The organism is Pseudomonas sp. SMV71 (assembly GCF_052042015.1).
Classification (GTDB): Bacteria; Pseudomonadota; Gammaproteobacteria; order Pseudomonadales; family Pseudomonadaceae; genus Aquipseudomonas.
In genome coordinates this window covers 1-23,837 of the sequence record NZ_JBKGGU010000038.1, presented here as the reverse complement: position 1 = coordinate 23,837, position 23,837 = coordinate 1, and the positions used below count along the sequence as shown (strand labels likewise).

Sequence of the window (23,837 nt, the reverse complement as noted above, 5' to 3'; positions counted from 1 at the left end):
TGGCGAACAACTGGAACAACCGCTGCGCTTCCAGGGCCAATACTTCGACCCCGAAAGCGGCCTGCACTACAACCGGCATCGCTACTACAATCCCGAGACCGGGCGCTACCTGACACCGGACCCGAGTAAGTTGGCGGGTGGGCTCAATGGGTATCGCTACACCGTAAACCCGACGGGGTGGGTGGATCCGTTGGGGTTGGCGTGTAACTGTCCTGGCGATATCGAGGCCGACGGGCCGTTTAGCGAGATCGTGCCGGGAGGCGGCCTGGCGGCGCATGAGGCTCGCGGTGGGCATTTGATAGACAGGCACATAGGTCGTTCTGAGGCTCAGTTGAGAAAGCGACTTGAGTTAGAGCCGCACGTACCTACCGCGTCGACATTTCCTGATAGGGCATCGGCAGAGTCAACGGTTTCCAAAGTATTGAATGCAAAAGAAACAGAGATTGACGGATTTCTAAACAATAAATTAGAAAAGAAACTCGTCTTACAGCAGTCCTTCCCTTCTCCGGTTGGAGTCGGGGTTATCCGAAAAAGTGGAAAATTAGAGTCCTTGTCCGTCGTGACTTTAGTGTTGAAAAAATCCAAGCAGTCACCTACTGGATACAATTTGCTTACAGGGTATGTCGAAAAATATGAAAAATAGATATCCGGAACTTTTCCATTTCTTTGGTTGTTATTTTCACCAAGACTGGATGTGTGAGTCATCAGAGCCGGACGGGGTGATAAGGCTTTTTGTGTCAGATTCGGAACCGCAGGCCATTGACGCGTTAAAAAAAGAAATAGTGATGTTGTTGGCAGAACGACTTGATGAGGTGGGTCTTCGAGACTTTATTATGGAAAAAATGCCCTGTAATTATTGTTATTGGATGGAGTGGGAGAGTGGCACAATGTGGCTGAAACATATTCTTGAAGTTCTCGATGAAGACGATGGCAATCTTGGCGAACTCTAGTCAGTCAGCCTGACCCACCGCCATCGCGAGCAGGGCTCGCTCCCACAAGAGATTGATGGCGAACTCTCATCCAGCGGCCAAGCCGGAACACTGTGGGAGCGAGCCTGCTCGCGATGGCGATATATCTGTCCCCACCGCTCTCAAATCTAATGTCGCCACCAACGACATATCCCAATAACATGTCGTCAAAATCGAATTTTGACGACATGACACCCCACACCCCGACCCGGTGTTTATCGTGACGCCCTAGGATCAGCCCAGACCCACAGCGCCTTGCGCCATTGCCTACAACTACGCCAGAATCCGCCGGCTTGTGCGTCTTTGGCCTCGTCGGTAACTTGAATCCCGTCACTGCCCATCAGTGACCGGGTTTAGTCGCCCGTCGTTGCTAAGTCGCTCAAGCGACCATTAGTCAGGTATTCCATGCCTGCATTCGATGGTGGCTGTGCGCAGGGCGCCCTCGGGCGCGCCGATTCCTTAGCTCGTCGGTCGACTAACCTGCGTACAGCTGCCTCCCAATCGTTTAGTCGCGAACGGGTCGTGGCCTCAATGAGAGCTAAGACTATGGTCAAAATTACACCGAACCCCCCGACAACAGACGAAACCGTCTCCCGCGTCCAATCGGCCCGTAACAAAAAGTTTGATGATGCCGCGACTCGGACCTTGGATTACTACCTGAATCCCAAGCCGAAGAAAGAAACATCCGACAACCCCAACACCATCTACCGCATCGCTTCTGATGTGGATTCCGAATGCTTGCTTGTCACCCTTAGTGAAAACCTCGCTTCGGCGAACGCGATGCTCGAAGACCTGGCATCCGATCTAGAGGGTTCACGACGACATGTGGCGTTGGGGATTCAGCAGGTGGTTGAGTTGAGTGAGCTGTTGGCGAATCGGGCTTTGGATATTGTTGAGGTGAGGTAGGGGAGGAGCTTGCTATTCCCCGTACGAAAAAAGGTCTTGCCTAGCAAGACCTTTTTTATGCCCGAGAGCTCGCGGTAATGGGCTGCCAGGTTTGAGGCCCGAGGATTCATCGCTCTATTTGAACTGTGAAATTTCATTTAATCGCTGACGTCGACCGTGATCGCCGCCGCGCTCTAGACCAGTAATCATGCGGACTGGCTTATTTAATCGCTATCGTCGGTACCGCTCGCCACAATGTGAGCCGAAAGACATCGGCTACCCCAGGAAAGCAGTAGGGCTTTCAGTTATCTGAAATAGCGGGCCCGCGTTGTCGAACTGGGTGTTCTGTGTCGAGTTTTTCGTTCACAGAGCGCTATCACCATTGGTACATTCACGTTCCCGTTTCCATGGACAGAATGAGTACCAAGATGCCAACGATGTGGATGATTCGAGGTGATGGCGGTCGTCTCTACGACGATTTCAGGGATCGTAATCTGGCAGCCATTGGTTGGGCTCAGCTAGCACTCGCCGCAAAGCCCGGCGTTTCCCGAAAGGCCTTGATCCAGGCTTACAAAGATCTACAACCAGGCATTAAGGACGCGAGCGCCGTATCGGGTGCTTCTCAAGTGTTCCGTTTCGTTAACGAAATCAAAGAGGGCGATACGGTCGTCACTTACTCCCCTGCGAACCGGACTTACTTGGTAGGTCGTTTCACTGGCGCATGTCAGCACCGTCCCGACTTGGCGGATGATGGAATGTCGTTGACCAGGCCTGTCGAGTGGTATGCGCAAGAGGTCGATCGCGACAAGCTGAACAGCGTGAGCAGAAACAGTCTGGGGTCGACGCTAACCGTATTCAACGTCGCGGAGGTTGCTCAGAAGGAATTGCTCGCCCTTGCTACCGGTAAAGACGTTTCAGCCTCTCCAAAGGACTTAATCGACGATCCCGAAGCTCTTGAAGATCCGCTGAAAGGCGTTCAAGAAATTGCTTTCGAACGCATCAAGGACCAAATCAATAGTCTGGACTGGTCGGAAATGCAGGAACTGGTCGCCGGCATCCTGCGCGCGATGGGCTACAAAACGCTCGTCTCTCCGGCCGGTGCAGATCGCGGGAAAGACATTATTGCTTCGCCCGACGGCTTTGGATTCGAGCCGCCGCGCATCGTTGTTGAGGTTAAACATCGGAATGCTCGGATGGGGAGTAATGAGATCCGTAGCTTCCTTGGTGGCAGACACAAGGATGACCGAGGGCTCTATGTGAGCACTGGCGGATTCACAAAGGAGGCGCTCTATGAAGGTGAGCGAGCTAACGTGCACCTGACTATGTGGACGCTGGATGAACTGGCTCGCACGTTGATGGCGCATTATCCAGCCACCGATCCGGAGACTAAACGATTGGTGCCGTTGAGCTATTTTTACGTGCCTGCGTAGAGAAGCGTGGCCACACATTAATTGTGCAAGGCCTCCTTGCACAATTCGCATCCCCTAGCAGACCGCCACCTCGGGCCTGAAACTACTGGAAGTAAGCCGTTTGAGCGCAATCTCCAGCGCCTGATCATCGAACAACTTGCTCTTACGACCCGCAGCCCCAGCGCCTCCCTCCCAATGCTTCAACGCCTCACGCACGGCAGGAACAGTCGGAAAAACGCCTTCCTGACTCAGCAACCAATCCACCGTCGCCAACAACTCCATACCGAAGGGTGACTCGAACCCATCGATCAGCTCCGCGGTGCGTTCCAAGGCTTGGCTGTACTCTTTGGCCTCGGTTTGCAGGTAGGTCTGCAAGAAAGCTTTCCGCCCTTCGTCAAACCAGATCACATCACTGATATCCGCATCACTGATGCGCTTGTCGCAGTGCAGATAGCTGCCATCCAGGTTGTTGAGCAGATGCTCCAACCGGTTGGCATACGGCCCATACTTATGAGCCACGAATTGAAGATTCAGTGGGTTCTCCGTGTTCGGCAGCTTTTCGATGGCGCGCTCGAGAAACCAAGCCAGGTTCTGAATCTCAAGCAGACTGCACTCCATGCCAAGCACCCAGTAGCGTCGAACCAGCTCGGCGATAAGCGCACGAGCCGGCGTGAGCTTTTTGACGCCGCTACGTTTGGCGACATTCATGTACTGGTTGGACGGCTCGAACACCAGCACATCGACATCCAGATCACTCAGAACATCAACAATCTGCTCGCGAACCTCCGGCCATTTCAAGCCACCGTTGCCAGCGCCTAGCGGTGGAACCGCGACGGACTTCACATCGTTTTCAATCAGGAAACGACGCAAATCGTGTAAGCCTTCGGTGATCCATGCCATCTGCGACGGTGATCGCCAGTGCCGTTTGGTGGGGAAGTTCACGATCCAACGAGGACCTTCCAGCTCGTTGACCGCCGTCACGTGAACCTTACCTGTTTCCACTTCGCCAGCCTTGCAGGCAGCCGAGTACAGCCGGTAATTCTCCGCGAAACGCTCCTTGAACATGAGCGCGATACCTTTACCCATCACGCCCACGGTATTCACCGTGTTGACCAGGGCTTCGGTTTTGGCTTCCAGGAGGTTGCCTTGGGTGAATCGGATCATTGAAAATACCATCCCGGACGCGCATGAACAGGCAACGTCAGGCCCCTGGCGGCCACGTCCTGTTCTATACGTTTTTTTATTGCATCGGTGTAGCACATGATGCCAGGGAGTCCTGTAATCGGTAGGTAATTGTGAATCAGCGCTTCGGCTGATACCAAGCCAAACCCTTGTGGGAGCAAGGCTTGCCCGCGATGACGCTCGTCCGCAATTCTCATCTATACGGTTTGGCTGACCCAAGAGCCGATGGCGGAGCCGTTGGAGCAGATGATAGGGAAAATCGGTATTGCCGAATTTTCTACCAAACTGACCAACTGTGACTGTCGGTAAATCTTCGAGCGTTCAACGGTGCAGAGCCTGTCATGTCGCAAAAACTCCATTTCGGCGACACGTTCCACGCTCATGTCGTCGCCAGCGACATGAGCGCTGCTCCCAGCAGTAACGTTCTAGATTTCCGTAACTTGTTTAATCGCCGTTGTGGGACTCTGACAATCCCCTTCAGCTTGCCGACACCGCCTTGCGCCATTGCCTACAACTACGCCAGAATCCGCCGGCTTGTGCGCCCTTGGCCGTGTCGGTAACTTGAATCCTGTCACTGCCCATCAGTGATCGGGTTTAGTCGCCCGTCGTTGCTAAGTCGCTCAAGCGACCATCAGTCAGGTATTCCATACCTGCATTCGATGGTGGCTGTGCGCAGGGCGCCCTCGGGCGCGCCGATTCCTTAGCTCGTCGGTCGACTAACCTGCGTACAGCTGCCTCCCAATCGTTTAGTCGCGAACGGGTCGTGGCCTAATGAGAGCTAAGACTATGGTCAAAATTACACCGAACCCCCCGACAACAGACGAAACCGTCTCCCGCGTTCAATCGGCTCGTAACAAAAAGTTTGATGATGCGGCGACTCGGACCTTGGATTACTACCTGAATCCCAAGCCGAAGAAGGAAACGTCCGACAACCCCAATACCATCTACCGCATCGCTTCTGATGTGGACTCTGAATGCTTGCTTGTCACCCTCAGCGAAAACCTCGCTTCGGCGAACGCGATGATCGGCGACCTGCGTCCGATCTTGAAGGTTCGCGGCGGCATGTGGCGTTGGGGATTCAGCAGGTGGTTGAGTTGAGCGAGCTGTTGGCGAATCGGGCTTTGGATATTGTTGAGGTGAGGTAGAGGGACGTCCCCGAATGTGAAAAATGTCTTGCATGGCAGGACATTTTTCAGGGCCATGAGCGCGAGAGTGCGGAAATCGAAGTTTTGTTGTGTTTGGAGCTGTTAAGTGGTTCGGGGCTATCTATTATCGGTAATTGGCCTGATTCTTTTGCCCCGGAGGAGGCCGCCTTGGGGGTAGAATGCAGATTTTTTTACGGTATCCACTGACCTAGCTTTTGTTGGATGTTCCGTAGGTGTTACTCGCCGCTCAGTTGGGGATGAAAACGTGTTTCAACAGGTATTTAATGCAATTCAGGCCAAACGCAATCGTCCTTGGAGTAACGAGGAAGAGGTTCGAGTAGCATGGCTCGGCGCTCTCGAAAATGGTCTCGGGATCCACTTTGATGCCGAGCGAGCGAGGCGTGATGCCAGTTACAACAATGTAATTATAGAATTTAAGGGGCCAGGTTTTTTTAATGGATCCAAGGAGAGCCTGAAGTTCAAAGAAGCGTTAGATGACCGTCTTCTGAAATATATTGTCCGTGCTTCTAAAGCGCAGGGGCTTAAGCAAGATGAGTATATTGGTATTGCTATTGATGGTGACCATGTCTGCTTTGCTCAAGTTGTAGATGATTGTATCTATGCCCAGCATCTTCTACCGTTTACCCCTGAGGTCGTTGGGCTGGTTCTTGACGCTATACAGAAAAGCTATCGTAGAGCTGTAGTTACAGAAAATCTGATTGAAGATTTTGGGCAAGGAGCTCAACATGCCATCGCGCTTATGCAAGCTATGGCCGATGCGCTAGCTGCTAACCTCGCTTTAGATGGCAATAATAAGATTAAAATGTTATTCGAAGAGTGGCGTACCCTCTATGGCCAAGTAGCAGACCTCACTGTAGATCAGCAGAGTGCTATTGATGCGTCGCTACGTTTTGACTGGAAGGGTAGCCCCGCATACAAAATGGCGGGCCGACTTTTTGTAATTCACAGCTATAACTCTCTAGTAATAAAGTTGTTAGCTGCTGAAATTGTCTCTGCGCACGGACTTACATCTACCGTTGGGCCGGCCCAAGAAATGGCGTTCCTTTTAAATGATGAGGCGTTACGAGCTTCACTTGCGAATAATATTGAAAAGGGACAGATTTTTTCCGAGGCAGGTATAAAAGGGTTTGTCGAAGAGGCGATATTTAGTTGGTATCTGGATGTATGCAAAGAGTCTGCTTTTAGGCGGCCCATTCTTGATGCTTTGCGAGGTATTTTAGGCAAGCTAGCTCTGTACCGCACCGATCGTCTCGAACGAACCCGTGACGTATTACGTGATTTTTATCAAGGGCTAGTACCTGAGACACTGCGCAAAAGTCTAGGTGAGTTCTATACACCAGACTGGTTGGTCGAACACACCCTATCCAGTGTAAGAGTCGCCGATTGGTTAAGCGTGCGGGGGCTAGACCCTACTTGTGGTTCTGGATCGTTCATTATTGAAATGATTCGCCGCAAACGACATGCCGCAAAAATAATCGGGATGACTGCGCATGAGACCGTAAAGCTGCTTTGCGAAACAGTCTGGGGCTTCGATTTAAATCCCCTGGCAGTGCAAACAGCTCGTGTTAATTATCTCATGGAGATAGCGGACTTGCTAAGGGCCTGTAAAGGCGAACAGGTTGAAATTCCAATATTGCTCGCGGACGCAATCTACTCGCCAGCTCGAGATCCTCAGAATGATGAGGATATAGTTTCTTATCAGGTTGGTAGTCAAGTTGCAGGTTTGAATATTTGCTTACCCTCTATTTTGGCCTTTGATCGTCAGCGATTGGATGATGTATTTGAAGCTATGGGGGAGGCTGTTGAAAAAGACTTCGAGTTCGAACAAGCTGAGGCGCGTTTAATAAAATTTAAGCTTTTAAATTCTAGTGAGGCGGCTGTCTGGCGTAAGCCATTAAAAGAAACGTATGATCAGATTTTGAATCTTCATCGTCAGGATTGGAATGGTATTTGGTTTCGCATTGTCCGGAATTTTTTCTGGTCTGCTACCGCTGGGCGATTTGATCTGGTCTGTGGAAATCCGCCTTGGGTTCGATGGTCGAAGCTGCCTGAGGCATATAGAGATCGGGTGAAGCCCACGTGTGAGCAATACTCAATTTTCTCCAATACAAAATTCCATGGTGGTAACGAGCTCGATATATCAGCGATTATTACCTACACTACCGGAGATAAGTGGTTGAAGGCTGGCGGAAAACTTGCCTTTGTAATCACTCAAACTGTATTTCAGTCGCCCTCTTCTGTAGGATTTAGGCGTTTTAAAGTTTCTGCGGACTATTGGTTGGCGCCGCTTTTTGTCGAAGACTTAAAGGCTTTGAAGCCGTTTCCTGATGCTGCAAATAAAACTTCAGTTGTGGTATTCGAGAAAGGAATGGAACCACCACGCTATCCGGTGAACTATAGGGTATGGACTGCGGCAGCGAGGGGTGGAAAGTCCATTAATCCTGAATTGTCGCTTCGCGATGTTCTGGATCGTATATCGATTACGAGTATGGAGGCTGTGCCTGTGGGCGAGGAAGGGTCGCCATGGGCGGTTCTGGAGTCTGGACGCTGGGACGTGATTTGCAAACTGGCTGGAGAGTCCGAATGGATACTTGGACGAAAAGGAATTACAGCAGATCTTAATGGCGTTTATTTTGTTCCTGTCGAAGACACTTCTGATTCAGGACTTGTCCAGATCAGAACAAGGCCCGAAGCAGGGAAGAAAGATATAGGTACAGCAAAAAAGGTTTGGGTGGAGCCAGACCTACTGTTCCCATTGATCAAGGGGGCCAGCGACTTTGATGCTTGCTATTTCAAACCAGCACAGGATCTTTTTACATTTGTACCCAATGCCGGTATCAATCGAGATGATTACGACGCTGCCGAAATAGGTGTTAACTCTCTGAAGCGAACAAAACAATATTTTAACTCGTTTAAAGAGATTCTTTCACAACGCTCAACTTTTCGGGGGCGGATGCCCGGAGCGCCATTTTACGCCGTTTACAATGTGGGTGATTTCACGTTCAAGCCTTGGAAAGTAATCTGGGCAGAGATGTCCGGACAGTTCTCTGCTGCCGTAGCCGGAACTGCGGAGGTTCCTAATAAGGGGAAATGTCCCTATATTCCAGATCATAAAGTTTACTTTGTTGCTTTTGATGATAAGCAACAGGCTCATTTTCTCTGTGGTTTACTTAATTCAAAGATTGTGAAGGAGTATGTAGAGAGCCATAATATTTCAATTCAGGTGGGGAATATTTTTAAGCATATGGAGCTTCCGAAGTTCAATAATGATTCAACTTGTCATGTTGAATTGGCATCCTTAGTAGAGCAAGCTCATCAAGAGCATGATTCTGACAAGCGCCTGTGCTTGGTATCAAAAATCGGAAGTTTTGCCGATGCTATATTGGAACGCTGGATGGTAAGCCGTAGCTCTCGTTCTTGAGGTGTTAAGGTTTGTTGTTGATTTGGGGCGGGGGGTGGTATTTGTCCCGCTCCGTTACATGCCGGCGGAGCTTATATCATATGTCCGTTGAATAGGCGATCAGTTGAAACCTATAGAAGGGCCAAAAGAATAGATATGTCCAGCCCTTAGAGCAGAGCTACGTACCTGAAACGCGAAAAATAGTTAGGTTTCAGTTTGTAATTTGTTACTGAGGGTTGAGTTCTGGCTGTAAATAAGTTACCTGTCCTACTTCGGTAAGTAGCTTGGAATTTATTTTGATGTCTCCGTCGTTTAGCTGGTAATACCAGATAGAGTCTCTGTCTTTGCGAAAAGCGCATGCTTTAGTAGAGTCTTTCTTGTCTTTTACTTCTACCCAGTAACATTGCTCTAGGAATTTTTGCGACAGCTTCACACCTGTGATTTGTCCTTTTTGATAAGAGGCAAAGCATAAAAATATTATGTATAGAAGGGTGATAGTTCCAATAGGTATCAGCGGGGTTATTGTGGTACATATGTTTAGGAATGATGGGTGGATTCTTTTGATGCTTTGCAGGCCTTTGGTAAGCGCCATGTATAATATAAAGGTTGAGGTTGTGATTGTTAATGCGAGCAAAATAATTGCTGCATAAATTATATGATTGTAAAAGATCTCAAATGTAATTAGTCCGCCGTCATAGAATATTTTGTCTATTGCTGGCTGGCTAAACTCAGGATTTACTCCGAACGATCTCATAAACGCATTATTCTGACTGATGCCGGCTGAGTAGACGCAGCCCGTCAACAACAAAGCGCTACTGATAGGCTCAATGACTTTCATGGGGTCTACCTATTTCTAGTACGTTGACGCCAAAATTGAAGTCTTCAAGGTTATTGGTGTTTGTTTGGGTTACAGTGATTTTTAAGTTATCTTTTATTTCTGAAATTGATCGCTCATTATCTAGTTTTTGAATTTCCTTTGATTTGTTTTTGGCGGCTTGGGCGATTTTTTTGAGTAAGTCGGAGGCTTCGGCATGTTTGAATTTGTCGGTGAATATATCCCCCTCGTCAAGTGTCTCACGCTTCAAATTTATTATTTGTTCTGGTGGCATGCTTTGAAGATGCTCGATCTCTTGAGCACTAACTTGCCCCGTCATTATTAAACACGCTAATACGCACGCCAAAATTGTGGGGAGTGTTGTTGCGATTCCTAGTGGGATTTTACACCACATGTCGCCGGGTGACATAAACTCCGCTTGGCAAGTAACTCCGAGCTCGCTTTCAAAAGCCATTCTTTCAATAAGTTGCGTAAAATTCTCTGCGTCAATAGTACTGTTGTTTAGTAGTGTGCTCATGAGCTCCTGAGTAAGAGCCATATTTTGAAACAGTTTTCCGACAACTAGGGCGTTTATCTTGCGAGTGGTTCTGATTTTGTTTGAAAAATAGAGTGATTCACCGTCCGTGAAAAAAGGATAAATTAAATGAAATATTTTTTCGCGGTGATTGTTCAGGCAGGTGACTGTTTGCTGGCCTCGGGTAGCTTTTCTCACGGCGCCTGGAAGCTCGTCCTGACGAATAGATGGCCCCCATATAACGTGTTTTCTTAACTTGAATTTAAGCTGGATTCGATCGTGGCCGCTACTTCCGTCTTCATTAATAACTGGGATCTTTACCGGGCTGTGTTCGATGTATGGAGTTCCATCGCTGCAGATTCCTACGCTATACCCGCCATCGCTATTGCGAGTAACTAATAGGTCACCTTGTTTTATTTCATTGGAAAACCTTCTGACCTGGCTCAGTAAATTAAAGCCCGATCTGTTTAGAAACCTCGTCTCTCTGCCCTGTTCATCTTTTTTGAACTCGCTATATTTATCATTGCGTAACAAGCGGGCTTTTAAAAGTTCGTCTGTCGGGAGCGAAAGAGGTACTTCTCCGTCATAAGCACTTTCTAAATGGTTAATAGCAATCAGTTCGCCTGATCTGAAGTGACGTGCATACTTTCCTTTCTCAGCCCTAACGAACCAAATATTTTGGTTCTCACGGAGTATGGCAATTTTTATTTTTTCGAGCATGGTAATTCCTTTTACATGTTGGCCCGCTATGGGGGCCTTGTCAGCCAGGAAGGCCATTATGGGTTTCAGGAAAGGATTGTCTCTCGGGCAGGACCAAAATGCCACTACTGGCTTCAGATGACTGCTCTCGATCTGTGAGCGAGCCGCTGGGGGGGGCGTCGTAATCTTGCATGGTATTTGTTTCGAGCGACGCGTCGAGACTGAGTCCGTCCTGTATCTTTCAGTACGTCGGAAACTTGGTCTGTGGATTTGATAGAGGAGCACACAGGGTTGGGATTTCTTCCCGTTGGACGTCAAAACGGCACCTGGATCTGTCACATTGTAGATGTGCTAAAGGCTTGGGTTGTTTCGGGGCGACTCGAGGAAGAAATCCAACCTAATTTTGCGTTTTCCGCAAGTGAGGGGTTTCTCTCAGACATTAAAAAGCCGGCTTATGGCCGGCTTCTCGTTGACTGACTCAGTTCGTTTTTGACAAACCTCACCAGCCTTCAAAACGTACACCCGGCTCTTGCGGCCGGCTGTGGGGACTTGGTCAGAGAGTGGTCTGCCTTGTCGGTGCGAGGCGTGGGCTCGCAAATGTGGGGCGGAGGATACGTGGGTTTTGGGGAAAATCCCAGTGGAAGTTGTGTTGAATCATTGGGTTAGCATTATGAAAAAAGAGCGGGGCTGCTGCGCAGCCCAGCGGGAGCAAGCTCCCTCGCCACGGGGGGTTATTGACATGAAGATCTTGGCCAATTTTCCTGATTGGGTTAGTCGAACACCGGTGGGCGTTGTTTGGTCAGGGTGGACCACCAGAAGACCCAGCCGATGACGCGGATGTTTTGTGCTTCGATCTGTTCGACGCTGAAGACTTCGTCGGGGTAGGCGGTGTTGTTATGGCTGCGTAGGCGCAGGCGGTTGCCGGGGATGCGGTGCAGGTATTTGATGCGCAGCATGCCGTCGTGTTCGAGGGCGTAGATCTGGCCGTCGATGACTTGAGTCAGGCCGCGGTCGATGGCGACGGTGGAGCCGTCTTCGATGCGGTCGGCCATGCTGTCGCCGACCATGGTGGTGCAGATGGCGTCGCTGGGGTTTATTTCCAGGGAGTCGAGGTGGCTGCGGGGCAGGCGGATGGATTGGTCGGGGATTTCGATGACGTGGGTCTTGGTTTCGCCGGGGGCGATGGGGGCTTCCTTGTAGTAGGGCAGTTCGATGTCCGTGGTTTCCGGCACGGTGTAGACGCCCTGGACTTCGGCGGCTTCGTAGGTGGTGCCGGGGCCAAGGCCCAGTGGGGTTTGCGGGCCTTCGCCGGTGGCGAGCCATTGCGGGCTGACGGTCAGCAGGCTGGCAATGGTGTGGATGCGCCCTGGCGGGATGCCACGGTTGAACCAGTTGTTCACGTGCTGGGATTTCACGCCGTATAACTTCGCGAAGTCGGCGGAACGGATATGGGCTTCTTTAAGAAGGGCTCTGAAGCGGTCGCCACTGGAGATCTTTTTCATAAACGGAAAGTTTAGAGACGAGTGTGTTTTCGGCAATAAACATGTCGTTCATATTTATAAGACGATTTTTCCGTTTGCAGGAATTGAAATAGGCTCGGTAAACGCAGGTAAACGGTATTAATACGAGCAAGTATTAAGCTTCATTAAGGCATAAAAAAACCCCGGGGCAAACCGGGGTTTTCTTTAAGTTTGGTTTCAGCCTTTGTAGGCGGCAACCGACTTGGTGATGGCTTCGCGGGCGGCGTCTGCGCCGGCCCAGCCTTCGATCTTGACCCACTTGCCTTTTTCGAGATCTTTGTAGTTCGCGAAGAAGTGCTCGATCTGCTGGATCAGCAGCGGTGGCAGGTCGGTGTATTCCTTCACATCCACATACAGTTGCGACAGTTTGTCGTGTGGCACTGCGATGACTTTGGCATCGCCGCCGCCGTCGTCGGTCATGTTCAGCACGCCGACCGGACGGGCGCGAATGACCGAGCCTGGGGCAACCGGGTAAGGGGTCACGACCAGCACGTCGAGGGGGTCACCGTCGTCGGCCAGGGTGTTGGGGATGTAACCGTAGTTGGCCGGGTAGAACATCGGGGTGGCCATGAAACGGTCAACGAACAGGCAATCGCTGTCTTTGTCGATTTCGTATTTGATCGGGGCGTGGTTGGCCGGGATTTCGATCGCGACGTAGATGTCGTTCGGCAGGTCTTTGCCAGCCGGAATCTTGCTGTAGCTCATTGGGCGGTGCCCCCGTTAGTTGACCAAATGACTGGTCGGATTGACCAAAAAGTGGCGGCGATTATAGGCATATTCAGCCGCTGATGCCACGCGTCCAAGGTCTTAGAGACCTAGGGACGACGCCTGATAGACCGGATCTTCGGCTTGAAGTTGCCGCAGCCGCGCCAACGGATCCTGACGGTAGAAGGCCTGAAGCTGCGAGTAGACCTTCGGATAGGCCTGGTGCAGCAGGTCTGGGGCGCTGAAGAAGTATTCGCTGGTGACGGCGAAGAACTCGGCGGGGTTTTCCGCGGCGTAGGGGTCGATGAGGGTTTCGGCGTCCGGGTCGTGGTCCAGTTGGCGGTTGAGGTGGTCGTAGGCCTGTTGCATGGCGTCGGCCCAGTCCTGGACGCGCATGTCGGCGTGCAGCGGCGGCAGGCCGTTGGCGTCGCCGTTGAGCATGTCGAGTTTGTGCGCCAGTTCGTGGATCACGAGGTTGTAGCCTTCCCAGCCGCCGCTGGCCAGCACGCCGTCCCAGGCCAGGATGATGGGGCCCTGGGGCCAGGCTTCGCCGCTGTGCTCGCCGTCCCATTCGTGTTCGATGCCGCTCGCGTCGCGGTAACGCTGGGGGCTGAGGAAGTCGTCGGGGTATAGGACGATTTCGTGGAAGCCCTGGTACCAGTTCAGTTCGCCCAGGTGCATCAGCGGCAGCTGGGCCTGGGCGGCGAGCAGTAGGCGTTGTTCCTGGTGCAGTTCGACGCCGGGCAGGGCGGTCAGGTGTTTGTCGTGCAGGAATAGCACGCAGGCTTCGCGCAACCATTGGTCTTCGGCGACGCTGATGCCGTCGAGGAAGCTCAGTTGCTGGCGCACCCGTTGCCAGGTGTCTTCGCCGACGGGGTGTTTGGCGAGGGTGCGTCGGCGCCGCCAGTTGCTCAGGGACCACATGCGATCAGGCCTTCGAGGCGCGCTGGCTCATTTTGCTGCGCACCAGGCTGACGATCATCGGCAGCAGCGACAGCAGGATGATGCCTACCACCAGCAGTGACAGGTTCTGCTTGATGAACGGCACGTTGCCGAAGAAGTAGCCGAGGGTGACCAGGCCGCCGACCCAAAGGACGGTGCCGAGGACGCTGAAGCCGAAGAACCGCAGGTAGTTCATTTTGCCGACGCCGGCGACGAAGGGGGCGAAGGTGCGGATGATCGGCAGGAAGCGCGCCAGGGTTACGGTTTTGCCGCCGTGTTTGTCGTAGAAGTCGTGGGTTTGCTGCAGGTAGTCGCGGCGGAAGATTTTCGAGTTCGGGTTGCTGAACAGTTTTTCGCCAGCGGTGCGGCCGATGAGGTAGTTGGTGCTGTCGCCGAGGATCGCCGCGAGCATCAGCAGGCCGGCCAGTAGGACGGGGTCCATGGCGCCACCGGCAGCGACGGCGCCGGCGATGAACAGCAGCGAGTCGCCGGGCAGGAAGGGCATCACCACCAGGCCGGTTTCGCAGAAGATCACCAGGAACAGGATGGCGTAGACCCAGGTTCCATAGTTGGTCACCAGCATGTCGAGGTACACGTCGAGATGCAGGATGAGGTCGAGGGGGTTGAAATCCATGTAATGCACCTTGCTGGTGGCCCGACTCGGCAGGCGGGTGGGTCGGGCTTTGGAGTGGGGCTACGGGGTTTGTAGCTTTTTCTTACAAGCCGGGAAGGTCGGGATTATACGGGGTGGATTGTGAAGGAGGCGTTGAGTTTGTAGCGGGGGATTTCCAGGCAATGAAAGATCCCTGTGGCGAGGGAGCTTGCTCCCGCTGGAGTGCGCAGCGCTCCCATTTGGGTGTGTCTGATGTACCGCGTGGTCAGGGGTTGGGGCTGCTGCGCCCGAGGCGTCGGACCGTCCCAGCGGGAGCAAGCTCCCTCGCCACGGGGTGGCGTGTCGGTGGGTTTGTTGGAGGCTGTGCTGCCCAAGGTGGTGCGTCAGTGGTTTTTTGAGGGGCTGCTTTGCAGCCCCAGCGGGGATGAATCCCCTCGCCACAAGGGGAGATGTGGTGTGTCAGAGTTCGTCGCTGATCGGCAACACGTAGTTCTTGAACTCGGTGTCTTCCTTGAAGCCAATCGACTCATAGGTTTTCTGCGCCACTTCGTTGGTGCTGCTGGTGGAGACGCGCAGGCGCACAGCGTGGGTTTCCTTGGCCATTTTCTTTGCGGTGCGGATCAGGTGGTCGGCCACCAGTTGGCGGCGGGCGTCTTCGGCGACGTAGATGTCGTTGAGGATCCACACGCGCTTGAGCGACAGCGACGAGAAGCTTGGATAGAGCTGGCAGAAGCCCAGCAGTTTGCTGTCGTCGTCATCGGGCAGGGCCAGGTAGATCACCGATTCTTTGCGGCGCAGGCGCTTTTCCAGAAACGCCCGGGACGAATCCGGATATGGCAGGGAGCCATAAAATTCCCGGTATTTGACGAACAATGGGGTCAGCAGGTCCAGGTGTTCCAGGGTCGCTTGGATAATCCGCATGGCAGGTCTCGTTTACAAAGGTCGACGTAGAGTCTGACAACAACGGCGCTCTGCCGTGCTTTTGATGCTGCCTGAAAGCGGATCAAAAACGCAATCGGACATACGGATCAGCCTGGGGGCGGCATCAGTAGGAAATTACCTTTCATATCGGCAGGGTTTTCTGACTCTAGAGTGTGAACCTGGGCTTCGTCCTTCAGGTTGACCCCCGAAAGCTGTCGGCGGCAGGCCTCGCGCATCAGGTACACCAGGCGGTGGGCCGCCATGCCGTAGCTCAAGCCTTCGAGCCGGACATTGGAGATGCAGTTGCGGTAGGCGTCGGTCAGGCCGACCTTGGGGGCGTAGGTGAAATACAGGCCTAGGCTGTCGGGCGAGCTGAGGCCGGGCCGTTCGCCGATCAGGATCACCGACATTTTTGCGCCGAGCCGCTGCGCCACTTCATCGGCCACGGCAACCCGGCCTTGTTCCACCAGGACCACCGGGGAAACCGACCAGCCGTCCGCGGCGATCTGTTCTTCCAGGCGCGCCAGGAACGGCAGGGTGTGGCAATGCACCGCCAGTGCCGACAGGCCGTCCGCCACCACAATGGCCAGATCAACGCCGCCGGGATGGGCCGCGGCGTAATCGTCCAGCACCTTCACCGAGGCCTCATCCAGCCGCCGACCGAGGTCCGGGCGTTGCAGGTAGCTGTGGCGGTCGCTGGCGGCGCTGTGGAGCAGCAGGCTTTCGCGGCCCCGTTCGCTCAGTTGCGCACGAAGGCCTTGGTGATCGAACGCCAGGTGCACCGCATCGCGGGCCTGGGCGTGGGCGTACTGGAAGTCCAGTTGCGCCTGGGTCGGCAGGCTGGTGCCGGTGCGGCCCAAGGCGATGCGTGCCGGGGTCAGGCGGCGCAGTTCCAGCCAGGGGTTTTGCGAGTCGACAGGTTGTTTATCCATTAATCACTCATCCCAAATACGGCTTATCCCAAATGAGCCAAGGCATGACGAAACGCCGGCGGCAGGTTGTCGCCGAACCGCACCCGGCCATCGGCCTGGGTGAAGATGCCCATGTTTGCCAGCCACTGCTCGAACTCCGGCGCCGGCTTCAGGCCCAGGGTCTGGCGCGCATAGAGCGCGTCGTGGAACGAGGTGGTCTGGTAGTTGAGCATGATGTCGTCGGAGCCGGGGATGCCCATGATGAAGTTGATCCCGGCCACGCCCAGCAGGGTCAGCAGGGTGTCCATGTCGTCCTGGTCGGCCTCGGCGTGGTTGGTGTAGCAGATGTCGCAGCCCATCGGCACGCCCAACAGCTTGCCGCAGAAGTGGTCTTCGAGGCCGGCGCGGATGATCTGTTTGCCGTTGTAGAGGTATTCCGGGCCGATGAATCCTACAACTGTGTTCACCAGGAACGGGTTGAAATGTCGCGCCACGGCGTAGGCCCGGGTTTCGCAAGTCTGTTGATCGACGCCGTGGTGGGCATTGGCCGACAACGCGCTGCCCTGGCCGGTCTCGAAATACATCAGGTTGTTGCCCAGGGTGCCGCGATTCAGGCTGAGGCCGGCGTCGTAGCCTTCTTTCAAAATGTTCAGGTTGATGCCGAAGCTGGCGTTCGCCGCTTCGGTGCCGGCGATGGACTGGAACACCAGGTCCAGCGGCACGCCGCGGTTCGCCGCTTCGATGGAGGTGGTGACGTGGGTCAGCACGCAGCCTTGGGTCGGGATGTCGTAGCGCTGGATGATCGCGTCGAGCATTTCCAGCATGGCGCAGATCGAGGCCGTGCTGTCGGTGGCCGGGTTGATGCCGATCATGGCGTCGCCGTTGCCGTAGAGCAGGCCGTCGAGAATACTCGCGGCGATCCCGGCCGGTTCGTCGGTGGGGTGGTTGGGTTGCAGGCGCGTGGACAGCCGCCCGCGCAGGCCGAGGGTGCCGCGGAATTTCGTCACTACTCGGATTTTCTGCGCCACCAACACCAGGTCCTGCACGCGCATGATCTTCGAAACGGCGGCGACCATTTCCGGCGTCAGGCCCGGTGCGAGGGCCCGCAGGCTCTGTTCGTCGGCGGCGTCGCTGAGCAGCCAGTCGCGGAAACCGCCGACCGTGAGGTGGCTGACGGCGGCGAAGGCTTGTTTATCGTGAGTGTCGACGATCAGCCGGGTGACTTCGTCGGTCTCGTAGGCAATTACCATTTCCTGCAGGAAATGGCTCAGGGGCAGGTCGGCCAGCGCCATCTGCGCGGCCACGCGTTCGCCGTCGTTGAGGGCGGCGACCCCGGCCAGGAAATCCCCGGAGCGCGCCGGGCTGGCCTTGGCCATCAGGTCTTTGAGGCAGTCGAAGCGGTAGGTCTGGGCGCCGACGGAATGGACGAATGCGGCCATGGGGCGGTGTCCTCCTGGTTCTTATAATGAATTCTGTACTAAAACCTGCACTGAATCCTGTGGGAGCGAGCTTGCTCGCGATAGCGGTGTGTCAGACACCACAATGCTTACAGACAAATCGCTATCGCGAGCAAGCTCGCTCCCACAGGGGGACGGTGGGTTTTCAAGAGAAAGCCCGGTCCCCCAAGGGTTTTGCTTCAAACTCCAGTAAGCATAGCGTCCGTCGGGGCGCTGGAGCGTTGTTTAGCGGTCAGTTGGAAGTACAGGTAGCCGACGATCATGAACGCCAGGAATACCAGGCCGATCAACATGTTGAACCAGGCCATGGCAACCAGGCACACCACCGCCAGGAACAGCGCGATGCCGGGCACGATGGGGTAGCCCGGGGCGCGGAAGGTGCGTTCCAGGTTCGGTTCGACCTTACGCAGGCGGAACAGGCTGAGCATGCTGATGATGTACATCACGATGGCGCCGAACACCGACATGGTGATCATCGCCGCCGTCAGGCTCATGCCTTGCAGGTTGACCAGGCCGTCGCTGTAGATCGCCGCGATGCCGATCACGCCGCCGGCCAGGATCGCCCGGTGCGGAGTCTGGAAGCGCGACAGTTTCGCCAGGCTGCGTGGCAGGTAGCCGGCTCGGGCCAGCGCGAAGAACTGCCGCGAGTAGCCGAGGATGATCCCGTGGAAACTCGCCACCAGGCCGAACAGGCCGATCCACACCAGCATGTGCATCCAGGTCGAATCGTTGCCGACCACCGCTTTCATCGCCTGGGGCAACGGGTCGTTGATGTTCGACAGTTGCCGCCAGTCGCCCACGCCGCCGGCCATGATCATCACGCCGATGGCCAGGAACACCAGGGTCAGAATCCCGCTGACATAGGCGCGGGGAATCGTGCGTTTCGGGTCCTTGGCTTCTTCGGCGGCCATGGCTGCACCTTCAATGGCGAGGAAGAACCAGATCGCGAAGGGAATCGCCGCGAAAATGCCCGGAATTGAGGCGAGACTGAACTCATTTGCACCAGACCAGCCGTTCAACACGAAGTTGCTGAAACTGAAGCCCGGCGCGACCACGCCCATGAACACCAGCAACTCGGCCACCGCCAGCACGGTGACCACCAGCTCGAACGCCGCGGCGATGCTGACACCGAGGATGTTCAGGGTCATGAACACGAGGTAGGCGCCAACCGCCGCCACTTTCGGGTCCAGGTCCGGGAATTGCACATTGAGGTAGGCGCCGATGGCCATGGCGATGGCCGGGGGCGCAAAGACGAATTCGATCAGCGTGGCGATCCCGGCGATCAACCCACCTTTCTCACCAAAGGCCCGTCGGCTATAGGCGAACGGCCCACCGGCGTGGGGAATCGCGGTGGTCAACTCGGTGAAGCTGAAGATGAAACAGGTGTACATCAACGCCACCATCAGCGCAGTGACGAGAAAGCCCAGCGTCCCTGCCGTGCCCCAGCCGTAACTCCAGCCGAAGTACTCGCCGGAAATCACCAGTCCGACGGCAATGCCCCATAAGTGCAGGGTGCCGAGTGTGGGTTTGAGTTGGTTGGAAGTTGTCATAAGTCCTCTCTTGGTTTTTGATCTTTGGTGGACTTTCGGTGGTTGGGGTGTGGAGCGGGCACGCAAGGGTTATGCCAGGGCTGTGGGGCGGCATTCCAATAGGTTTGTCTGTGAGGACGCCATCGCGAGCAGGCTCGCTCCCACAGGGGATATGTGTTGCTCCACAGTCCCTGTGGGAGCGAGCCTGCTCGCGATAGCTATCCAAAGGGCGACGCAGGATGACCTGCATCGCCCCAAGGCTTAGAAGAAGCCCAGCGGATTAATGTCGTAGCTCACCAGCAGATTCTTGGTCTGCTGATAATGATCGAGCATCATCTTGTGGGTTTCGCGGCCAACGCCGGACTTCTTGTAGCCACCGAACGCGGCATGGGCCGGGTAGAGGTGGTAGCAGTTGGTCCACACGCGCCCGGCCTTGATCGCCCGGCCCATGCGGTAGGCGCGGTTGATATCGCGTGTCCAGAGGCCCGCGCCGAGGCCGAACTCGGTGTCGTTGGCGATTGCCAGGGCTTCGGCTTCGTCCTTGAAGGTGGTGATGCTCACCACCGGGCCGAAGATTTCTTCCTGGAACACGCGCATTTTGTTGGTGCCCTTGAGCAGGGTCGGCTGGATGTAGTAACCGCTGGCCAGGTTGCCCTCGAGTTTTTCTACCGCGCCGCCGGTCAGCAGCTGCGCGCCTTCGCCCTTGGCGATTTCCAGGTACGAAAGGATCTTGTCGAATTGCTGCTCGGACGCCTGGGCGCCAACCATGGTGTCGGTGTCCAGCGGGTCGCCGCGTTTGATCTGCTCGATCTTTTTCATGACCACTTGCATGAATTCGTCGTAGATCGATTCCTGCACCAGGGCGCGGGACGGGCAGGTGCAGACTTCACCCTGGTTGAAGAACGCCAGCACCAGGCCTTCGGCGGCTTTTTCGATGAAGCTCGGCTCGGCCTGCATGATGTCTTCGAAGAAGATGTTCGGCGATTTGCCGCCCAATTCCACGGTGGACGGAATGATGTTCTCGGCGGCGCATTTCATGATGTGCGAGCCCACCGGGGTGGAACCGGTGAAGGCAATCTTGGCGATGCGCTTGCTGGTGGCCAGGGCCTCGCCGGCTTCTTTGCCGAAACCTTGCACCACGTTCAGCACGCCCGGCGGCAGCAGGTCGCCGATCAATTCCATCAGCACACTGATGCCCAGCGGGGTTTGCTCGGCAGGCTTGAGCACCACGCAGTTGCCGGCGGCCAGGGCCGGGGCGAGTTTCCAGGCGGCCATCAGCAACGGGAAGTTCCACGGGATGATCTGCCCGACCACGCCCAGCGGTTCATGGATGTGATAGGCCACGGTGTTGCCGTCGATCTCGGCAGCCGCGCCTTCCTGGGCCCGCAGGCAACCGGCGAAGTAGCGGAAGTGGTCGGCGGCCAGGGGGATGTCGGCGTTGAGGGTTTCGCGCACGGCCTTGCCGTTGTCCCAGGATTCGGTGATCGCCAGGGTTTCGAGGTTCTGCTCGATGCGGTCGGCGATTTTCAGCAGGATCAGTGAGCGGGCCTGGGCCGAGGTGGCGCCCCAGGCATCAGCGGCGGCGTGGGCGGCGTCCAGGGCTTTGTCGATGTCTTCGGCCGTGGAGCGCGGGAATTCGGCAATGGGTTGGCCGTTCACCGGGGAGGTATTGGTGAAGTACTGACCTTTGACCGGCGCGACGAACTCGCCGCCGATGTAGTTACCGTATTTGCTCTTGAACGAAACGATAGCGCCTTCGGTACCTGGGTGAGCGTAACGCATGATGAGTCTCCTTGGCTTTTGTGCTTATTAGGGAGCCGCGCCTTTCGCGCTGGTATCAAGCCTAGAGCAAAGGTTGGGCCATTGCCTTGCAGGGCCCGTAAATCAAGACTTTAGAACTAATCCGTCGGACAGACGGAAGCACTGCGTGACGATTGCGATACAGGCGGGGTGACAATTTGTGCCATCGCTGAGACAACGGCTGACTGACGGGTCGCGCCAGCATTGCATTGCGCGGGTTGCTGGAGGATGCTGGGCCACAGGGCGCTTGGGCGAGATAGCTTTTGTGGCGAGGGAGCTCGCTCCCGCTGGGACGGTCCGACGCCTCGGGCGAAGCAGACCCAACAGATGTCACATCAAACCGAAATGCGACTGCTGCGCAGTCGAGCGGGAGCAAGCTCCCTCGCCACGGGTTCGGTGTTCGCCACAGTTGTACCGTCGCTTCAGTGAAGCTGCATCCTTCGGGAGAATAATAAAAAATGCACAGCAACCATTTGAGCCGTCACGCCCAGCAGGTCCTGACGGTCACCCAGGGCAAGGCGCATCTGCAAGGCCCTGGCAGCGATCCGTCGATAGCCCGTTCCTGGTTGCGTTGCCTGGAGGACTATCACCTCGACCCGGCGCAGAACCTGGCACCGACGGTGCTGGAACATGGCCGGGTGCTGGAAAGCCGCGAGCGTTTGCAACAGGTGTTGCACATCGCCGGCAATGAAATGAACAGCCTGCACCAGCAACTCTCCGGGGCCGGCCACGCGGTGTTGCTCACCGATGCCCGTGGCGTGATCCTCAATTGCGTCACTGCCCCTAGCGAACGCAAGATTTTCGAACGCGCCGGGCTCTGGCTCGGCGCCGACTGGAGCGAAGCCTGCGAAGGCACCAACGGCATCGGCACCTGTCTGGTGGAGCGCCAGGCCCTGACCATCCACCAGGAAGAACATTTTCGCGGCCGACACACCGGCCTAACCTGCTCGGCGAGCCCGGTGTTCGATCCCCATGGCGAGCTGCTCGCAGTGCTCGATGTGTCCTCGGCCCGGCCCGATGTGTCGCGCCAGAGCCAGTTCCATACCATGGCCCTGGTCAATCTCTCGGCGAAGATGATCGAGAGCTGCTATTTCCTGCGCTGCTTCGACAATCAATGGCTGCTGCGCTTTCACCTGCAAGCCGAGTCCGTGGGCTTGTTCAGCGAAGGGTTGCTGGCGTTCGACGGCGAAGGGCGGATCAGCGCCGTCAACCAGAGCGCGCTGAATCTGCTCGGGCACATTCGCGGCGGCTTGCTGGGCCAATCGGTGGAAGGGTTCTTCGATTGTTCGCTGGACGAACTGCTGGGCCGCGCCAGTGCCCAGGCCAGCGCCAGTTGGCCGTTGCGCACCCGTGACGGGCGGAACCTGTTCGCCCTGGTGCGCGGGCAGCCGCGCAGCGTCCCGATCCCGCTCATGCCAGCACTCAAGGTCACTGAACCGGCGCGACTGCCGGGCATCTGCCTGGGGGACGCGGTGTTGCAGGAGCATTTTCGCAAGGCACTGCGGGTGTTCGAGCGCGATGTCCCGTTGTTGATCCACGGCGAGACCGGCTCCGGCAAGGAAGCCTTCGCCAAGGCCGTGCATCAGGCCAGCCAGCGCGCCGACAAGCACTTCGTCGCCCTGAACTGCGCGGCCATTCCGGAGAGCCTGATCGAGAGCGAGCTGTTCGGCTATCGCGGCGGCAGTTTCACCGGCGCCCGCAAGGAGGGCATGCGCGGCAAGCTGCAGCAGGCCGATGGCGGCACGCTGTTCCTCGATGAGATCGGCGACATGCCCCTGGCCTTGCAGACTCGCTTACTGCGGGTGCTGGAAGACCGTCAGGTGGTGCCCATCGGCGGTGAACCCGAGACGGTGAATGTGCGCATCATCAGCGCCACGCACCGGCAGTTGCTTGACCGGGTGCAGGACGGCAGCTTCCGTGAAGACCTGTACTACCGGCTCAACGGCCTGGAAATCCCATTGCCGGCGTTGCGCGAGCGTAGCGACAAATCGCAGTTGCTGGATTTTCTGCTAGCCGAAGAGCGCGGTACCGAGGCGGTGTGCATTGACGAGTCGGCGCGTCGGGCGCTCCTGGCGTTCGACTGGCCGGGCAACGTGCGGCAGATGCGCAATGTCCTGCGCACCCTCGCCGCGTTATGTGAGGACGGGCGGATTGGGGTGGAAGACCTGCCGGCGATGATTCGCCAGGCACGGCCACAGGTGCAGGACACCCCGCCACCGGAGCATCCATTGGAAAACGCCGAACGGCTGGCGCTGCTCGATGCGTTGGAGCAGACGCGCTGGCATATGACCAACACGGCGGAGCAGTTGGGTATCAGCCGTAACACGCTGTATAGAAAGTTGCGCAAGCATGCGATTGCTCGCTGAGCACCGCTCCCACAG

18 protein-coding genes and 2 pseudogenes are annotated in these 23,837 nt (G+C 55.7%); 7 read left to right on the top strand and 13 right to left on the bottom strand.

Features of this window, described 5'->3' with window-relative positions; genetic code table 11:
• From ACLEJQ_RS25160 to ACLEJQ_RS25145, 4 genes are all read left to right on the top strand, one after another.
• Nucleotides 1–643, top strand: a 643-nt coding sequence (locus ACLEJQ_RS25160) for an RNase A-like domain-containing protein (RefSeq protein ID WP_440799624.1), incomplete at its 5' end; no start/stop codon positions are given.
• Nucleotides 633–950 (top strand): contact-dependent growth inhibition system immunity protein, encoded by a 318-nt coding sequence (locus ACLEJQ_RS25155; RefSeq protein ID WP_440799621.1) that lies wholly within the window; start codon nt 633–635, stop codon nt 948–950. The genes ACLEJQ_RS25160 and ACLEJQ_RS25155, both read left to right, overlap by 11 nt.
• A 564-nt stretch (nt 951–1,514) precedes the next feature.
• A complete protein-coding gene (locus ACLEJQ_RS25150) occupies nt 1,515–1,874 on the top strand; it encodes a DUF6124 family protein (protein ID WP_440799618.1) in 360 nt (119 codons plus the stop codon).
• A gap of 407 nt (nt 1,875–2,281) precedes the next feature.
• Nucleotides 2,282–3,283, top strand: coding sequence for a restriction endonuclease (locus ACLEJQ_RS25145; RefSeq protein WP_440799627.1), 1,002 nt, complete (start codon nt 2,282–2,284; stop codon nt 3,281–3,283).
• Between the two features lie 54 nt (nt 3,284–3,337).
• Here the strand turns inward: ACLEJQ_RS25145 and darG are convergent, their stop codons facing one another.
• A complete protein-coding gene (gene darG / locus ACLEJQ_RS25140; RefSeq protein ID WP_440799615.1) occupies nt 3,338–4,426 on the bottom strand; it encodes a type II toxin-antitoxin system antitoxin DNA ADP-ribosyl glycohydrolase DarG in 1,089 nt (362 codons plus the stop codon).
• Nucleotides 4,423–4,578 (bottom strand): annotated as a pseudogene (locus ACLEJQ_RS25135) (DarT ssDNA thymidine ADP-ribosyltransferase family protein); the annotation flags it as partial. The pseudogene ACLEJQ_RS25135 and the gene darG, both read right to left, overlap by 4 nt.
• A 652-nt stretch (nt 4,579–5,230) precedes the next feature.
• On the opposite strand from ACLEJQ_RS25135, the pseudogene ACLEJQ_RS25130 reads away from it, so the two are divergent.
• Nucleotides 5,231–5,589: pseudogene (locus ACLEJQ_RS25130) on the top strand (DUF6124 family protein).
• Between the two features lie 265 nt (nt 5,590–5,854).
• Nucleotides 5,855–9,031, top strand: a complete 3,177-nt coding sequence (locus tag ACLEJQ_RS25125; protein WP_440799612.1) for an Eco57I restriction-modification methylase domain-containing protein — start codon at nt 5,855–5,857, stop codon at nt 9,029–9,031.
• Nucleotides 9,032–9,236: 205 nt separating this feature from the next.
• Here ACLEJQ_RS25125 and ACLEJQ_RS25120 read toward each other — a convergent pair whose 3' ends face one another.
• The 11 genes from ACLEJQ_RS25120 to exaC all read right to left on the bottom strand — a co-directional run bounded on the left by ACLEJQ_RS25120 (nt 9,237) and on the right by exaC (nt 21,438).
• Nucleotides 9,237–9,848 (bottom strand): hypothetical protein, encoded by a 612-nt coding sequence (locus ACLEJQ_RS25120; protein ID WP_440799609.1) that lies wholly within the window; start codon nt 9,846–9,848, stop codon nt 9,237–9,239.
• A complete protein-coding gene (locus tag ACLEJQ_RS25115) occupies nt 9,835–11,079 on the bottom strand; it encodes a hypothetical protein (protein ID WP_440799606.1) in 1,245 nt (414 codons plus the stop codon). Before ACLEJQ_RS25115 ends, ACLEJQ_RS25120 begins: the two co-directional genes overlap by 14 nt.
• Before the next feature lie 749 nt (nt 11,080–11,828).
• A complete protein-coding gene (locus ACLEJQ_RS25110) occupies nt 11,829–12,560 on the bottom strand; it encodes a LexA family transcriptional regulator (RefSeq protein WP_440799604.1) in 732 nt (243 codons plus the stop codon).
• Between the two features lie 195 nt (nt 12,561–12,755).
• Nucleotides 12,756–13,283 carry an inorganic diphosphatase gene (ppa, locus tag ACLEJQ_RS25105; protein ID WP_400597499.1) on the bottom strand — a complete coding sequence of 176 codons (528 nt, stop codon included), beginning with the start codon at nt 13,281–13,283 and terminating at the stop codon, nt 12,756–12,758.
• 102 nt (nt 13,284–13,385) lie between these two features.
• A complete protein-coding gene (locus ACLEJQ_RS25100) occupies nt 13,386–14,207 on the bottom strand; it encodes a zinc-dependent peptidase (RefSeq protein ID WP_440799600.1) in 822 nt (273 codons plus the stop codon).
• 4 nt (nt 14,208–14,211) lie between these two features.
• A complete protein-coding gene (locus ACLEJQ_RS25095) occupies nt 14,212–14,859 on the bottom strand; it encodes a DedA family protein (protein ID WP_440799597.1) in 648 nt (215 codons plus the stop codon).
• Nucleotides 14,860–15,297: 438 nt separating this feature from the next.
• Complete coding sequence (locus tag ACLEJQ_RS25090; protein ID WP_440799594.1) at nt 15,298–15,759, bottom strand: GNAT family N-acetyltransferase; 462 nt, start codon at nt 15,757–15,759, stop codon at nt 15,298–15,300.
• 107 nt (nt 15,760–15,866) lie between these two features.
• The gene (eutC, locus tag ACLEJQ_RS25085; protein WP_440799591.1) at nt 15,867–16,691 is read right to left on the bottom strand and encodes an ethanolamine ammonia-lyase subunit EutC; all 825 of its coding nucleotides are present in this window, start codon (nt 16,689–16,691) and stop codon (nt 15,867–15,869) included.
• 23 nt (nt 16,692–16,714) lie between these two features.
• Entirely contained in the window at nt 16,715–18,109 is a 1,395-nt protein-coding gene (locus tag ACLEJQ_RS25080) for an ethanolamine ammonia-lyase subunit EutB (protein ID WP_440799588.1), read from the bottom strand.
• Nucleotides 18,110–18,306: 197 nt separating this feature from the next.
• Nucleotides 18,307–19,677, bottom strand: a complete 1,371-nt coding sequence (gene eat, locus ACLEJQ_RS25075; RefSeq protein WP_440799586.1) for an ethanolamine permease — start codon at nt 19,675–19,677, stop codon at nt 18,307–18,309.
• A 240-nt stretch (nt 19,678–19,917) separates the two neighbouring features.
• The gene (gene exaC / locus ACLEJQ_RS25070) at nt 19,918–21,438 is read right to left on the bottom strand and encodes an acetaldehyde dehydrogenase ExaC (RefSeq protein ID WP_440799583.1); all 1,521 of its coding nucleotides are present in this window, start codon (nt 21,436–21,438) and stop codon (nt 19,918–19,920) included.
• Between the two features lie 476 nt (nt 21,439–21,914).
• On the opposite strand from exaC, the gene ACLEJQ_RS25065 reads away from it, so the two are divergent.
• Nucleotides 21,915–23,822, top strand: coding sequence for a sigma-54-dependent Fis family transcriptional regulator (locus tag ACLEJQ_RS25065; protein WP_440799580.1), 1,908 nt, complete (start codon nt 21,915–21,917; stop codon nt 23,820–23,822).
• The last annotated feature ends 15 nt before the right edge of the window (nt 23,823–23,837 follow it).

Bases quoted from the DNA above. Each gene is read 5' to 3' on its own strand.
- ACLEJQ_RS25155 (WP_440799621.1), top strand. From the start codon at position 633: ATGAAAAATAGATATCCGGAACTTTTCCATTTCTTTGGTTGTTATTTT.
- ACLEJQ_RS25150 (WP_440799618.1), top strand. From the start codon at position 1,515: ATGGTCAAAATTACACCGAACCCCCCGACAACAGACGAAACCGTCTCC.
- ACLEJQ_RS25145 (WP_440799627.1), top strand. From the start codon at position 2,282: ATGCCAACGATGTGGATGATTCGAGGTGATGGCGGTCGTCTCTACGAC.
- darG (WP_440799615.1), bottom strand. From the start codon at position 4,426: ATGATCCGATTCACCCAAGGCAACCTCCTGGAAGCCAAAACCGAAGCC.
- ACLEJQ_RS25120 (WP_440799609.1), bottom strand. From the start codon at position 9,848: ATGAAAGTCATTGAGCCTATCAGTAGCGCTTTGTTGTTGACGGGCTGC.
- ACLEJQ_RS25115 (WP_440799606.1), bottom strand. From the start codon at position 11,079: ATGCTCGAAAAAATAAAAATTGCCATACTCCGTGAGAACCAAAATATT.
- ACLEJQ_RS25110 (WP_440799604.1), bottom strand. From the start codon at position 12,560: ATGAAAAAGATCTCCAGTGGCGACCGCTTCAGAGCCCTTCTTAAAGAA.
- ppa (WP_400597499.1), bottom strand. From the start codon at position 13,283: ATGAGCTACAGCAAGATTCCGGCTGGCAAAGACCTGCCGAACGACATC.
- ACLEJQ_RS25100 (WP_440799600.1), bottom strand. From the start codon at position 14,207: ATGTGGTCCCTGAGCAACTGGCGGCGCCGACGCACCCTCGCCAAACAC.
- ACLEJQ_RS25095 (WP_440799597.1), bottom strand. From the start codon at position 14,859: ATGGATTTCAACCCCCTCGACCTCATCCTGCATCTCGACGTGTACCTC.
- ACLEJQ_RS25090 (WP_440799594.1), bottom strand. From the start codon at position 15,759: ATGCGGATTATCCAAGCGACCCTGGAACACCTGGACCTGCTGACCCCA.
- eutC (WP_440799591.1), bottom strand. From the start codon at position 16,691: ATGGATAAACAACCTGTCGACTCGCAAAACCCCTGGCTGGAACTGCGC.
- ACLEJQ_RS25080 (WP_440799588.1), bottom strand. From the start codon at position 18,109: ATGGCCGCATTCGTCCATTCCGTCGGCGCCCAGACCTACCGCTTCGAC.
- eat (WP_440799586.1), bottom strand. From the start codon at position 19,677: ATGACAACTTCCAACCAACTCAAACCCACACTCGGCACCCTGCACTTA.
- exaC (WP_440799583.1), bottom strand. From the start codon at position 21,438: ATGCGTTACGCTCACCCAGGTACCGAAGGCGCTATCGTTTCGTTCAAG.
- ACLEJQ_RS25065 (WP_440799580.1), top strand. From the start codon at position 21,915: ATGCACAGCAACCATTTGAGCCGTCACGCCCAGCAGGTCCTGACGGTC.